Raw genomic sequence first — 13,929 nt, forward strand, 5'->3', positions numbered from 1 at the left:
TCACTATCAAAAGGGAATATATATCTTTTATATCTTATTGTACAGTCGACTTCTTTATATTCAGGCCCTGAACAAGCCGACAGACTAATAACGCCCAACAACACAACGCAACACATTATTTTTGTCATAAACCTTGAGTCCTTCGCTAGTCAACGAAATGCTGCCTTCCCCTGCCATATTCCCGTACATAGATAACACCCCTGTTTTATCGAGATTCCACCCGGCATGGCCTGCGACATAATTATCTGATTGAATATACCCCCCAATCTTAGCGTTATCAATAGACCCGTCTTTAATAAACACATTGTTAAAAAAAGCCTGTCCGTTTTCTATAAGAAATGCAGCTCGATATTCACCCGGATTACTACCCGAATAAAAACCAACCCGGTCAGCAGCAAATACCAGCGTTGATTTATAACCACTACCTGATGGCTCAATTGCCAGCCCGAAACCGGCGTCGTATTTGACATTGTTCCGCACAATTCCCAGATTCAGGGAATAAGACGCTATGCCGGTGCCGTCACTGCGAATTTCGGCGTTAAGTTTCTGGTTTACCGCAGACGTCAGATTGCCAACCTGCGCCTGAGTATAGGTATCCAGTTTTGAAATCGCCGCAGTATTATCAGCGATCGCTGTTTGCTGCTGGAGGATCTGCGCGCTTACGTTATTAAACGTAGCGTTAACACTGGTAGTTAGCCGAGCCAATGACTGATCAACACTGGCAACTGTTGTAGATACCGTCAGTATTTCCGCCCTGACCTCGCCGTACTGCGCCCACTGTCGGGATACGGTGCCGTTATTCGCCAGCGCGTTTTCCAGAATTCCGGCCAGATTAGTATCAACGCCGGTTTGCAGGTTATGAAATGCCTCCGATTTGTGGATTTCCTCGTTAATCAAGTCGATCATGCCGGGGATATCAGACGACGCCTGACCAGATGCCTCAACAAAATCAGAGACCCCAAACGCATTTCTCGTCCTGACGTAAACGTAATACGTTTCTCCGGCCTGCAAACCGTGTAACGACCACTGTGCGGAACGTCCGAGGAATTGAGCCTGATTTATCACGTCTGCAGGATTAACTACCCTGTTTTGTCCCGCGTTCCAGAATTCAAACGAGGTATCAGAAGTTGCCGTCATCCGCATTACCGGCACAAGAGTTGCTGAGAACAGTCCTGGCGTCCAGATAACGCCTGATGGCGCTGGTGGCGCGCCTATCACCAGGCTTGCCTGTGTCTCCGCACCTTTCATGCCGTTCTCATTCCGGCCTCTGACACCGAGTGTATAACTACCTGAATTCAGACCGAAAAAATCATAGCGAAATTGATCCGTTTCATAACGAGCCACAACCCGTCCATCGTCTGTATACACACACAGCTCAAAACTCAGTTTTTTGGTTGTGGTCGGCGTTGTCCAGGTGGCGGTTACCTGGACAGTTTCAGTGTTGGTATTAATAATCCGCAGATTTTCTATATTCGGCACACGATAGCCATTTAGCGTATCGTTCGATACCTCAAAAACAGCACCCTCGTCAACAATAGCCTGTTTGTGCGGATCGTGCTGTGATGCAGTAATTTCGTAAACAGAATTATTATCCGTCTCGGCAACACTCAGTATCCGGAAAAGACGAGTAGAAAGTGTCCCTGTGGATACGGCAAATACTGTGCCGTCACGAACCCAGGCGGGAGCCGTCCTTAACGTTACTGTGTTACCAGAAACACCGCTAATTTCGTGCTTAACAAAACGCCCGTCACTCCCCAGCAGAGAAATGGTGTCACCGGCCGATATCAGCGTTGAATCAACAGCGTCCACGGTAATTTTATTGCCCGCGTGCGCCACGATGCGCCCGCCAAGACGCGCGGCGGCATAGTCGTTGTCCATGACTTCGATAATATCGCCCGGCGTAAAATGAATGGCGTCCCGCGCCATCTGAAAAGACAGGCGGCTGCTTTCCCGTTTAGCCGTCTCCAGCAACCACTTACCAGCCCGCCATGCCTGGCCCCGCGACGTGCAACCAAACGCCTCTAATGTGGTTTCGTTATAGTTGCTCCTGGCGATCATCTCATCGTCAGACACATATTCTTTGGCCTGCTCCCAGCCGTTATCCGGATCAGTCCACGAAACCACAACGGCATTATATTTTTCCGAGCGACTGACAGAACTACGCCGGAATATCCCATCGACCACGTTTGCGTTAGTGACTACTGCAATAGGATCTTGCGGCGCATCCAGCATTACTGATAACCGCATCCCGTCCCACAAGGCTATCCCGCGAAACATCCCGGCTATTTTGTCGAGAATATCCCGCGCACTGGTTTGCTCGGTGATATAGGCGTTAAGCGTCATTCGTGGTTCTTTGCCACCGTATCCGTCATCCACAAGCTGATCGCAATACTGAGACAGGCTATACAGAGCGCCATCATCAACATCGATATACCCCGTCCAGCGGGCTAATCCAAAACGGCTATTTGTCACCAGCTCACGGAACAGCCACGCCGGATTATTTGTCCAGGCCTGTTTAAAACCACCTGTCCACAATCCGGTATAGGTTCTGGTTAACGGGTCGTAATTATCAGGGACACTAACGATCAGTCCCCGAAAATGATATGTCCGGCTAGGGGTATCGGTATACTGATCGCGGTCAATAACTGAGCCTGCAATTGCAGAGAATGGATAGCTCAAATTATCGTCGGTTATTTCGCTGTAACTATTCCAGGTAGTCCCGTTAGACAGTAAATCGCTGACACTATCCTGAGTAATTCGACGAACACGAATATCGAAAGGTTTTGTTTCTGGTGCCTCAATGACATGCGCCTCCAGATATTCACCGGATATTTTTCCGGTTATTGTTACAGTTTTGGCGATTTTCCAGATTTTTGACGCTGTCCGGGTTTCAATAACCATGGTTACAGAGGAATTTTTCTGATTGCCTTTGCTGTCCTGTTTGACAAGCCCCGTTACGCCAACATTGAAACGGACGCGCGTTACATCGCGATCAGTAATAGTCCTCACCAGAGGGGTATCATATTTCACCTCGGTGTTAACAATACTGGTTGCCTCGATGGCCGAAAAACCGTTGATCGGTGATTGTGTTTCCGACCCCGGACGCCACGCAACGCTGATCCCGTTAATACTGACGTTACCAGACGGGTCTGTAACCGGGGTTTTGTTGAGTTTAAATGACGAAAGATGTGACTGGTCAACCGGGCCATAAATCGGACCTTCGCTGATAAGATCAAGTACCCGATAGAATTGTTTTGATTTAAGATTATCATCGATAAGTTTTGGCGTTGACGCCTTGCCACCACCTGAGCTCATATATCACCTTATCTGATTAACTGATTGATTCCGTCCAGTCCTGATTGTTGCTGGTGTCTATCCCCAGAGAAATAACATTAGATCCGACCGCCATTTCTCCGAGAAGAATGGGTACAGATCGCCCCTGGCCCACTCTGTTCTCTGCACTGGTAAACGAGTTATTTGTCAGCGAATTATTTTCCGCCGCCTCAGCTGAGGATCTGTTTTTCATATTCCGCGACATATAGACCGAGTAGGCGATTGAGGCCACGCTAACCGCAACCGCGATCCATGCCACCGCCGCCCCGGCAAAAGCACCCTCTACTACCGGCACAAACAGCACTGTTGAACCCGGCTTAAGATGCCGATCCATATGCCAGCGCGCGGAGTTCTCCTCCAGCTCCTCCCCGGCCACCCGTACTCGTAACCGGGTATTAAGAAAAGCTTTTTTAAATTCATGATCCTGTGCAAGCAGTAAACGCAAGCCCTGTGCGGGCGTGTCTACGTTCAGAGAGATCTGGCGGTGAAATCGGCGTAAATTGCCTGCAAATTTAAAAATGAGCACTGGTTGTATCTCCAAATAGAATGCATTTGTTTGATGTATGCCGCCCGCATCGGCTCTCTGCGGCTCAGGTTCCCGGCATGGTCATGATGAAGCACAACATTATCTTCAAGGAAGATCATGGCGTGACAGGGATCTGCTCCGGGGAACGGTTGCCTGATAATGACGTCGCCGGGCAACGCTTCATCTGGTGAGACCTGTCGAAACCCGTTGAGCATCAGGTTATTCAGGTAGAGATTTTCTCCTCTCAGCCACCAGCCGTTAGAGCGCTCAAAATCCGGCAGATCAATACCACACAGGTGATAGGCGTCCCTGAACAGGGTGTAACAGTCCGTCACGCCGTGCTCAAATCTGCGCCCAAGCAGGAACGGAACCGGCCTGAATTTATGAATTTTTCCACCACTAGCCAGCCACCAGGGGAGGCCAGTCATGACCTGCATTTGCCGATCTGCGCCGGACAATATCGGGATGTTTTGCGGGTGTGAATGAAATACTGCTGTTATCTCGCCGTTTTCCTCTGCTGTCAGCCAGTCGTTATCACTGATACGAAAATGTTTATCGGGTTCCGGATGCACATTTTTGCAGGGAAACAGACGATCATCATCAAGAATTAACCCGCACACCTCGTCACGCGATAAGGCAGCATAATCAAGTAGAGTCTGTATCATGTAACCTTCTGTGATCCGGGGAAACTACTGATTGGCAAGGGATCAGGTCGGGGATGGCGAAAGCGGCAACCTGCGCGACGGTGAGAACATTTATCTTTTGCCAGATCTGAAGTCGGGTTATCCCGTTCGTCAGCTACCGGTGGCCCGTTGTAGCCACACCCCACACCGCGATATTGCCACTGACACACGTCAGCTAAAATTGTCCGTCCGGGGATAACGGCGGTATCGTGATCAACAGGGGTAGACAGTGAATAGGTCACCTGTTCGCGCGTTTCTTCTTCAACTTTATCAACTACATAACGGGAAACAGCCTCCTGTGTTGGATCTGCGTCAGGATTCCCGTTGGGAAAATTCACTGCATCGAGATATTTTACAGAGACCTGTCGCCTGGTTATAACAACGTCAAGCAGATCACCAAAATCGTGATTAATCCCCGTTAATAATCCGGTAAGATTCGCCACCGCCATCGAAGGACGGGCGTATGTCCCTTCATTTTTTGACTCAAACCCGAATACCGCTATCGGATACGCCTGGTATTTATTTCCCCTCCAGATAACGTCACCATAATAGCCGTTTGTGCCAGAGTGAAAACGAATCAGATCGCCACCTAACGGCTGCAAATCAGCCTCAAACAGATCGATAAACGCATCGACCCCCGCATCAACACTATCAATAATTAAACTGACTGGTATATCGCGCACAACAAACCCCTGTAGAAAAACTATCGCGGCACCTGTTCAAACGTGGCCGTCAGATCGTAAATTGCCCCTGTTTTTGTCACACTCCAGGAACGGCAGACAAACAGCGCCCGCACCCCTGTATCCGATGGCGTCCAGTAGAACGACTCGACCGCCATACGGGCTTTGAGAAAAGCCTCGGCTTCCCGCGCCACATTGGGCTTCCTGACACTATCAACTCCCTTAAATGTCAGAGTGTATTTATCCAGTAGTGGATTAATGCCCCTCACCTGGCGCTGCTCGTATCCGTCACCCAACTTGACAACAGCAACGTTTGGCGAGCGCTCAACGGAGTAGCCCTTTTGAGGCGACCATGTGAATATTTCTGGCATGAGTGCCCCCCAATAAAAAACCCGCCGAAGCGGGTTGTGTGCTTATCTTTTTGTCCTCGGCTGGATTAATCCACCCGGACGACTGGCCTGATCGTTAATCTGGAATAGCGCCATTTTTTTACTAATTGCCATGGCTCTGGCCTCAATTTTCGCCCAATCTGCCTCTCCAATTCCCCCTGTGGTGTTAATAGTGAAATAGACGTTCTGAACCCCGCCAGCACTGCCGCCTGAGCCAATATCACGGTTACTGATAACCCGACCGTTGTCACCCGGAATCATGTATTGCTCACCGCTCGAGGCTTTGAATATCTCAGGTTTGCCGTTTTCACCAACCCGATACATGGAATTCGCGCTCACTGGCCCGCCGTTGTAACGTGCGCCAGCCGCCGCCATCCCTTGTGCCGCAACTAATGCGCCAGCATAAGCCGTCTGTCCTACTGTAGAAGCGCCACCATACGTCGCTATTGACGCACTGACAGCAGCAGGTGCCCAGGATGTAGCGGCCGCTGTTGCCAGCGCTTCAGTCTCCGCCAGGGAAGCCGATGCCTGAGCTTGTCCCATGATCTGAGATTTAACCCACTGAACCCCCATCTCAACGAGCGAACTCACTACACTGTTAAGAATGGTCGTCCCGATATTGACAAAAGCTTCCTGCAAACTCTGTGTGCCGTTAATCAGCCCTGTAATAGCGCTTGATGCTCCGCTCTGGAAACCGTCAATTGACGCAGCCAGTAATTCGTATGCCTGACTCTGATTGCGATAAATTTCCCATTGCGCCGCGATACGTTGCTGCTCATATTCGGTTTCCTGGGCATTCTTTAGCTCCAGATACTGCGCATCAGTCTTTGCTTTTGCAGCAATATACTGGTCATAACTCAGATTCCCGTTCTGATACGACTGCGTTAATATCGCCTGCTCCTGCTGCTGGTATTGCTGCAGGAGTGCCAGTTTCTGGTTATTCTGATTGGCCAGTTGTTGCACTGGATCTACCTGTGCTCTCGCCTCAGCAACGGGGTTGGTAGCAATCTGATCTGCGCGGATTTTAGCGAGATTGATCTGGTGCTGCTGCTCCAGTAACTCAGTAGTCCGGTTAAACTGCTCCAAAGTTATTCGCTTACCATCAAGGGCAGTTTTCAAATCAAGCAGATCTTGTTTATATGAGGCGTTTTCCTTCGTTTCCGGAAGTAATTTTTCTGCCGCTGCCTGCGCTTTTAACGCATTAGCCGTATCCCATTTTATGCCGGCATATTTAGCAGCTTCTGCTAACTGTTCAGATGTCGCTCCTTTACCAAGCAATTGTTGAGCAGCAAGAATGGCCTGTTCGCGGCTGAGTTCTTTGGTTGAATCAGCCGCCAGCTCTGATTGCCGTTTAAGCTCACTCAGTTTTTGAGCAGCGGTTTCATGCTGCCTGGTCGCCTTTTCCGTTTCAGCCGTATTTTCTTTGGTCGCCGTTTTATTTTGCTCAGTAGCAGCATATTTCTCCTGCAATATTTTTATTGCCCGCTCGTCTGCAATCCCCGCGTCTTCAGCATCATACTGAGCCTGTAATTTTGCCCGTTCCGCCCCCTCCAGTTTTGAAAGAGCAAGCCTTCGCTCTGCCTGTTTAAGAAGTTTTTCGCCCTCTTTTCCGCCCCAGTTGACTTTTAAAGTCTCAGCGTTAAATTCCTTCATTGCCTGCGTAGTCAGGCCAAACATTTCCGCAAGAAATTCCTGCGCTTTACTTAAAAAAGACGCTTTTTTTTCTGCTTCCGCCAGTGCAATTGCGTTATCCCTCGCGGCCTTCATCTGCTCAACAATAGTATCATTAACCCGGGTATTAATCTGAAGAAGGGCATCTTCCGACGCCTTGAGCGTCTTATTCGCATTTTCCAGGTCGCGCCGTTTTTGCGCTAACTCATTGGCTATATTTTTTGCTCTAATGACATGCCCGTTTTCCTCATCCTGCTCCACAGCCATTTGTCTGGCTGCATCCATACTTTCTTCATATTTGCTCTTCAGATCTGCGACTGATTTTTCAAGCTCATTTATCGCTTCCTTTTGCGCTTTAATTGAGCTTATGGTATCCGCTTTGGCACCTTCCGCCTGAACACGGTTTAGCTCTTTGAGGTGTTTAATAACATCGGGGAGGGTATCAGCGAATGCTATCGCCTCCTGCCGTGCCTGTGCCTGATTTTGCGCGTACAGATACCAGCCAGCAGCCACGGCCAGTAACACACCACCTATACCACCGAGAGGCATAAGTAATGTATTTATAGATTTAACAGCGTTGGCCATACTAAAACTGGTGGCTGTTACAATCTCCTGTGACGCAGCAAGTCGCCCGTTTGCGGCTCTTAGCGCCTCTGTGGTTGTGATAACCGCGCCGTTAGCGGCAGTAATTTTGGCGCTGGCGGTTTCATAGGCGGCAGATCTCGCCGCCTGTGCGGCAGATTCCGCATTCGCTAATCGTGTAGTAAGAACCGCTTCGGCCTTTCTTAATTCGGCCATCCTGGTTGCAGTGGCAATTCGCCCCTGCTCAGAAACTTGTGATTTGAGGCGCTGTATTTCCAGCGCTTTTTCAGCCTGTATTTGTTCAAGACTGACTTTAATACTGGCAAGCTCTGCATCAGCACGGGCAACTTCCGCTACTGTCGCGGCGTTCGTCGCTTTTAAACCTGCCAGCGTTTGCTCTGCACGGGCGCGCTCGTCCAGTGCTGCCTGTTTTTCAACAGCGGCCCGACGCTGAATTGCCTGCGCTGCACCCATTTCATCTTTTGCTAACTGCCTTTCAGCCGCAGATTGCTGCACCGCAGCCATTGCCGATTTTATTTTTCCGGTCGTGGCCAGTGCTATAGCGGACAGGTATCGTCCGCCCATCAATAGCGATACGGCCATAACGGCCTTACTTAAAACATCAATATTCTGACTGAGGGAAACAATCGCACCGCTTGACGCAGCGTAAACAGATTTTATTGTGGTGGATTCGCCAACAAATTTAGTAACGTTATTGGTGGCAATATTAAACGCCTGGCTCAGTGTCATAGTGGTGTTGGCAAATTCTTTAGCAATCTGGTCGCCCTGAGACAGTAACCCCTTAACAACAACGTCTGTTGTTAACTTCCCTTTCGCCGCCATTTCGCGCAACTGTCCAATCGTGACGCCCAACGACTGAGCCAGTGCCACAGCCAGCCTGCTACCGTTTTCTGAGATTGAGTTAAATTCCTCGCCACGCAATACGCCAGAAGCTAATGCCTGTGATAACTGGATCATAGCTGAACTGGCTTCCTGCGTTGTAGCACCTGAAACCACCAGCCCTTTATTTATTGTTTCGGTCAGTTTTATTAAATCAGCTACGCCTGTCCCGGCTGTGCGGGTAGCTCGCTCCAGCCGGGCGTACAGAGTCGCGGTAGCGTCCAGACTGGACATGGTTTTTTGCGAAATATCAAAAACACGCTCTGTTACCTCCGCGAGTTGCTCGTTGGGGCGGCGTGCGTTGGCGAGTTTATTATTTAGCGTAACCCAGGAGTTGGCATAGTCAGTAACCTGTTGAACAGACAGCACGGCCATCAACCCACGGGCAACAGAGGTCAGGCGAGATATTGATCCCTCAATTGACGATATCGAGCGCTCAGCTCTCGTCACACTGGTTTCAAGCCGTCCCATACCGCCAGTCAGGCCGTTTAATGCTGCATCAATATCACGGCGTCCCTGTAGTAATCTGGCGGTCTCTATATCGACTTCATAAACAATAGTGCCAACGTTTGTTTTATCTTGTTTTTGTTCGGTCATCCGCCTTTCTCCTGAAATAAAAAAACCCGCCGAAGCGGGTTATGTGAAACCTTTGATGATTTATTAAGCACGCATCATTGCCAGCAGATCGTCTTTATTTATCACAAAGAAATCGGCCTTTTTCGCCAGTTCGAGAAAACCGGCCAGTGTGGCCACATACTCATTTTCCCGCAGAACCTGTGACAGAACGATCTTCCCGTCTTTCAGTGTCAGTAGCAGGCGTCCGTCTGCTACTGACGTTATGGGGTTACTGATAGCGCTGGATTTGCGCTTTACCTCTCCTGTAGTCCAGTATTCGTACAGAACGTCGTCGCACTCATTCTGATATTGGATCACACGCTCGCGGATTTCTGGCCTGACCTTGTTTGGGCTGATAGTGTTTAGCCAGGCGGCAAGTTTACGCAGTGCAAGGCACAACATTTTTTGAGGGCCACCAGAGGAAGGTATGGTGATTTCCACCATACCTTTAGCAAAGCGCTGTTTAATCTTTATGAACTGACTTTTCCAGTCCATTCCCATTCCATCAACAATAGGCTTCATCGGGGTGTAGGGTTCGCCATTGTGATCGATAACATATAGCTCGGTGCCGTGGAACGGTACGGTAATGGTAGTGTTCATTTAGCCCCTCCCATCACGATCTTAGTAACCAGGGAGGATTTAGCCTGTGAGATAGCTGGGCTATTGGCCGCAATGCGCATAGCTTCACGTTCCAGCAGCTCAGCCAGCCGGAATTTGTCTGTGAAATCTGATTTGCTGAGCAGGATTTTTAGCAGGGCTACGTAGTAGTCGTGTGGAAGGTTTGTCATGAGTTATGTCCTGTTTGATATTTTGATTTACCCTTTCGCGGGTGACCGGGTGCTCAAAACCGCAAACAGACGGCGGGCATATTCCCATTGCTGGTGTTATATTAGCCGCACACCCGGTCATAAATCAAAAATTCCGGACATAAAAAAACCACATAGCTATCGGGTGTGGATACCGCTGTTTGAGGTGTTTTGAGCACCTGTGATTACTATAGAAGAGTCTAATCAGGACGTCAATAGCCAGCTAATCCTGAGCCGATTTTTTAAAAAACCTCCTGCCAGTCCGCCAGCCAATAACCCCACCAGCTATAGCTATCAGTGGGGTTCCGAAAAGCATGATTCCGAAATTTTTCATCATCTGATCTTCTCCCATAATGGGGCCAACAAAAAAATGGCAGAAGGAGGGATAGATAGCAAACCAGGGGACAAGAAAACATACGATACCAAGAAAGGCAGAGAAGATCAGTTTGATGGCTGTCACAACACTCTCCAGAACCAGATTTCATTAGAATCAAAATAGTTACTTAGTTTACCTCTCCAGTGAAACCCAAACTGAATACGGAAATAGCTGGAGTATTTTGTGAGTCTCGTCCCGTTCCACAAATCAATGTGATCGCCAGAGCGGTTGATAAATCCTTCGTTATCACGCGGCCAAAAATCTTTGAAAAAAATAATTCCTGTAGTGCCCCGTAATACGCTATCAAAATTTTCAACTGAAACTTTTACTGCCGGGAAAATACCAAGCAAGGGCTGACGTTTCAGCGCAATGGCCAGTTCTTCCGCCCTGAGTATATGCCCGGCACGTTTCGGGTGATGCCAGCAAAATTGTGCCTGCAATTTTGTTACGTCATAACCACACTTTGCCAGTGCCGTGCCCCAGCCTGATAGCGCACTGATTTTCGAAAATTGGAGAACACGAACGTAACCATGTTTACAATCAGGCCAGTAAACGGTTCAGGTGAATATTCAAGAAGCTGACATCCCCACTACATTTAGCGCAGGGAGGATGTCAACAGCTTAATCGCTACTGTTTCTGGAATGCTTTAGCGTAAGCGTCTGCACTTTTTTGTGTGGATTCCAGAACATCATCGGACAGTGTTTGCTGTCCCCATTTTGATACTTTACCGTTAACAAACGTAACAACCAGGCGATCAACGGCTAATTGTTCATTATCAACAACAGTGAACCCATATATAGATTTATTCCAGTAAATCCAGCGCTCCCGATCCTGATTAACATCAGTTCTTCGTGGTGCCCCCATAATCTGCATAACATCGTTTTTACCCATCCCAAGAGACAAAAGCATTGATTTCTGGTTATAGTCAACCGTCTGAACCGTTGGAGCGCAAGCGGTGATTGTTAAAACAGATACACCAAGAGTAAAAGCAAGTAACAATTTTTTCATATCCCTGACCTTATTAGTAAATAAGAGAATTTATCCTATCAGGGCGCTATTTGAGTGCAATAAAAATAATTAGTTTACTTGATGTGCTGCCAGTCTTTGTTTCTTCCGCTCCAGATACGAATCAACAACGCTGTCGTACTCTTCGCGCGTAAACCCTTTCTGATCGGGGTATTTTGCAGCCAGTAAGAGCTGAAACTCTGTCATCGTCAGCCTTGACGCTTCATCGCGGCTCATACCAAAGTGGGAACGTGCAGCATTGATATACTCAACCGCTCTGAATTCGTTCGTTGTTTCACTGGATTCATGGCGCTGCAGGCGACGTATCTTTGCCCGTCCGATAATACCGTGTAGTAATAATTGACTGGCGATAATGATAATATCCTCGCGAAGCATAAGGCCGGGCTGGTATTCAGTATGATCCCCTTTATCTTCCCATCCCCCAAAAACTGCGCTCATATCCTCAGTACAACAAGCCTGCAATACACGCACAGACGCCGATAACATCCGGTCAGTCATTGCCGCCAGTGTCGGAATAATCCACTCGGGAACTCGCCCAAGCCTGTCATATAAGGGATCAAGAAAAGAGCCGTACTCACTGCCATTGATAATAGCAAAGAGATCAACTATTTCAGCAGGATCCCCAAGTCTGGCCATAGCCTCAAACGAGGGTCTGAGAATATAATCACGCCCCCCTTCCCGGCTGTCACTGATGCAGATCTCCCCGATTTCTTTTAATACGTTCATAATCATTCCGGTAAATGGTTATTATCAAGGGTGATCAACACCACCCTTTGTAATAAACACTTAGCTAACAGTTACAGTGTGTATAGCAACTTTATTGCCATCAATGGTATTGACAACAATCTGCGCGGATCCGGTTGCAACACGGTTAACAGTAACCGTATTTCCTGACGCCGTCGCCGTTGCCTTAGCGGGATTAGTTGACGACACAGTAAAATTTTTATTGGTTGCGTTAGCGGGCAGCACATTAACAGTAAATGTGCTGGTGCCACTAACTGCGCCGGTACTGGTAGCCTGCGACAGGGTTACGTCAGTTACAGCAACGTTGTCCAGTATATTGACCTGAATTGTACTGGCATCACCAACCTTGAACTCAGTAGAAAACGAAGCAATATCATTTGTCCCGCCATCACTACTTAATGCCGTTATCATCATATATCCTACAAACTCTACTGGCCCGTAGTCCATACGCACCCACAAGCCCGGCTGACGTTTTGCTTTCAGTTCTGTGGCAAAATAAGAAATAAATTTACCAATACCGTACTGATCCAGCTTATCCTTTTTACGCACCTCTCCCTCAAACGAGATAGTAAAATCACTGTTAGTAATGATAGTTTCAACGAAACCACCACCATCATCTGCGTCACTGGTGACGCTGTTCGGGCTGAAGTCAAAACCCTTGCTGGTGCCTGCCGCCAGCGCTTTCCAGTCTGATTCCTGAGGTACAGTATCAGAGCACCCGTCAGCGACCTCCAGCACGACCGCACCACCAAAAAGACGTTCATTAGAACCAGGGCAATCCGCCATAGAAATTCCTCTCAATATAAAAACAAAAAAACCTGCCGTAGCAGGTCGTTAGTAGTTCTGATTACTCCCCGTAGGTGCACACAAATTGCAGCCTGAACACAATGCGCCCCTCCTCGGTCAATACTGGCGGAGGAATGCCGCCTGTGTTTTGTATGTAGCCGACACACTCATCAGTCATAGGGTTAGCCTGGATATAATCAATAATCCGTTGCACAGCCTCTACAGCCGCCCCGCGCCGGTCTTTTGCACCGATCACATCCACAAGCACATTATATTCAGCACCTGAATCGTTTCTGATTGCCGTTCCACCAGCCGGGCGAAAAACCATCAGAGCCTTGCTTAAATCACCGGGATCGTCATAAAAAAGCTGCTGAACAATAAAACCGTCTGTCAGCCCCGCATTTCCGAATAAATTCCGCACCCGCTCATACATTAACGGTTTCATAGCGAAAGCTCTTTTTTCACCACAGCATCAATATCAGAGCGCTCTTCTTCAAATCCAGCAGTAAGAAACTCTTTTTTTGCTGTAGCACGCCTGAAGCGCTGATGAATCGTTGGGTCATGCACATAAACCGCATAATTAGCTGAATATCCGACACGACCAGTAAAAACTGTACCTGAAACAAAAAACTCCCTGAACTGACTATTAAGCAAGGTAGACGTGTCAATTGGGGTATATAATGCCGCCCTTGTGGCACCAACTATCAGCGCTGCCTGCAATGCCCGACCGATTTTACGCCCGGTAATGTCGTTCAGTATGCGGTTTACGTTGTTAGCGACTTTCTGAACCCCCTTGACCTTTACCCCCATAT

General features: G+C 48.5%; 13 protein-coding genes and 1 pseudogene. 1 reads left to right on the top strand and 13 read right to left on the bottom strand.

The window, feature by feature from the left end; translation table 11 throughout:
• Positions 1 to 84 precede the first annotated feature (84 nt).
• The 8 genes and pseudogenes from PT300_13190 to PT300_13225 all read right to left on the bottom strand — a co-directional run bounded on the left by PT300_13190 (position 85) and on the right by PT300_13225 (position 10,167).
• A complete protein-coding gene (locus tag PT300_13190; GenBank protein MDF7681489.1) occupies positions 85 to 3,315 on the bottom strand; it encodes a phage tail protein in 3,231 nt (1,076 codons plus the stop codon).
• A gap of 16 nt (positions 3,316 to 3,331) precedes the next feature.
• Complete coding sequence (locus PT300_13195; protein ID MDF7681490.1) at positions 3,332 to 3,859, bottom strand: tail assembly protein; 528 nt, start codon at positions 3,857 to 3,859, stop codon at positions 3,332 to 3,334.
• Positions 3,802 to 4,521, bottom strand: a complete 720-nt coding sequence (locus PT300_13200) for a C40 family peptidase (GenBank protein ID MDF7681491.1) — start codon at positions 4,519 to 4,521, stop codon at positions 3,802 to 3,804. The genes PT300_13195 and PT300_13200 overlap by 58 nt, the downstream gene beginning before the upstream one ends.
• A complete protein-coding gene (locus PT300_13205) occupies positions 4,521 to 5,225 on the bottom strand; it encodes a phage minor tail protein L (GenBank protein ID MDF7681492.1) in 705 nt (234 codons plus the stop codon). Before PT300_13205 ends, PT300_13200 begins: the two co-directional genes overlap by 1 nt.
• A gap of 20 nt (positions 5,226 to 5,245) precedes the next feature.
• The gene (locus PT300_13210; protein ID MDF7681493.1) at positions 5,246 to 5,593 is read right to left on the bottom strand and encodes a phage tail protein; all 348 of its coding nucleotides are present in this window, start codon (positions 5,591 to 5,593) and stop codon (positions 5,246 to 5,248) included.
• A 42-nt stretch (positions 5,594 to 5,635) separates the two neighbouring features.
• Entirely contained in the window at positions 5,636 to 9,361 is a 3,726-nt protein-coding gene (locus PT300_13215) for a tape measure protein (GenBank protein MDF7681494.1), read from the bottom strand.
• A gap of 270 nt (positions 9,362 to 9,631) precedes the next feature.
• Positions 9,632 to 9,979 (bottom strand): annotated as a pseudogene (locus tag PT300_13220) (phage antirepressor N-terminal domain-containing protein).
• The gene (locus PT300_13225; protein ID MDF7681495.1) at positions 9,976 to 10,167 is read right to left on the bottom strand and encodes a hypothetical protein; all 192 of its coding nucleotides are present in this window, start codon (positions 10,165 to 10,167) and stop codon (positions 9,976 to 9,978) included. Before PT300_13225 ends, PT300_13220 begins: the two are co-directional and overlap by 4 nt.
• A gap of 199 nt (positions 10,168 to 10,366) precedes the next feature.
• Between PT300_13225 and PT300_13230 the strand changes: the two genes are divergently transcribed.
• Positions 10,367 to 10,684, top strand: coding sequence for a hypothetical protein (locus PT300_13230; protein ID MDF7681496.1), 318 nt, complete (start codon positions 10,367 to 10,369; stop codon positions 10,682 to 10,684).
• Between the two features lie 504 nt (positions 10,685 to 11,188).
• Here the strand turns inward: PT300_13230 and PT300_13235 are convergent.
• The 5 genes from PT300_13235 to PT300_13255 all read right to left on the bottom strand — a co-directional run bounded on the left by PT300_13235 (position 11,189) and on the right by PT300_13255 (position 13,927).
• On the bottom strand, positions 11,189 to 11,569 hold the full coding sequence (locus PT300_13235) for a cell envelope protein SmpA (protein ID MDF7681497.1): 381 nt from the start codon (positions 11,567 to 11,569) through the stop codon (positions 11,189 to 11,191).
• A gap of 69 nt (positions 11,570 to 11,638) precedes the next feature.
• Positions 11,639 to 12,313: a DUF6246 family protein gene (locus tag PT300_13240; GenBank protein ID MDF7681498.1), complete on the bottom strand. Its 675-nt coding sequence runs from the start codon at positions 12,311 to 12,313 to the stop codon at positions 11,639 to 11,641.
• A gap of 60 nt (positions 12,314 to 12,373) precedes the next feature.
• Positions 12,374 to 13,117 (bottom strand): Ig-like domain-containing protein, encoded by a 744-nt coding sequence (locus tag PT300_13245; protein ID MDF7681499.1) that lies wholly within the window; start codon positions 13,115 to 13,117, stop codon positions 12,374 to 12,376.
• A 61-nt stretch (positions 13,118 to 13,178) separates the two neighbouring features.
• Complete coding sequence (locus tag PT300_13250; protein ID MDF7681500.1) at positions 13,179 to 13,562, bottom strand: hypothetical protein; 384 nt, start codon at positions 13,560 to 13,562, stop codon at positions 13,179 to 13,181.
• Entirely contained in the window at positions 13,559 to 13,927 is a 369-nt protein-coding gene (locus PT300_13255) for an HK97 gp10 family phage protein (protein MDF7681501.1), read from the bottom strand. The genes PT300_13250 and PT300_13255 overlap by 4 nt, the downstream gene beginning before the upstream one ends.
• Positions 13,928 to 13,929 lie beyond the last annotated feature (2 nt).

This window comes from Enterobacteriaceae bacterium ESL0689 (assembly GCA_029433525.1).
Lineage (GTDB): Bacteria > Pseudomonadota > Gammaproteobacteria > Enterobacterales > Enterobacteriaceae > JAQTIF01.

Coding starts and splice junctions, on each gene's coding strand:
- PT300_13225 (MDF7681495.1), bottom strand. CDS start 10,167: ATGACAAACCTTCCACACGACTACTACGTAGCCCTGCTAAAAATCCTG.
- PT300_13210 (MDF7681493.1), bottom strand. CDS start 5,593: ATGCCAGAAATATTCACATGGTCGCCTCAAAAGGGCTACTCCGTTGAG.
- PT300_13190 (MDF7681489.1), bottom strand. CDS start 3,315: ATGAGCTCAGGTGGTGGCAAGGCGTCAACGCCAAAACTTATCGATGAT.
- PT300_13245 (MDF7681499.1), bottom strand. CDS start 13,117: ATGGCGGATTGCCCTGGTTCTAATGAACGTCTTTTTGGTGGTGCGGTC.
- PT300_13235 (MDF7681497.1), bottom strand. CDS start 11,569: ATGAAAAAATTGTTACTTGCTTTTACTCTTGGTGTATCTGTTTTAACA.
- PT300_13215 (MDF7681494.1), bottom strand. CDS start 9,361: ATGACCGAACAAAAACAAGATAAAACAAACGTTGGCACTATTGTTTAT.
- PT300_13250 (MDF7681500.1), bottom strand. CDS start 13,562: ATGAAACCGTTAATGTATGAGCGGGTGCGGAATTTATTCGGAAATGCG.
- PT300_13255 (MDF7681501.1), bottom strand. CDS start 13,927: ATGGGGGTAAAGGTCAAGGGGGTTCAGAAAGTCGCTAACAACGTAAAC.
- PT300_13240 (MDF7681498.1), bottom strand. CDS start 12,313: ATGAACGTATTAAAAGAAATCGGGGAGATCTGCATCAGTGACAGCCGG.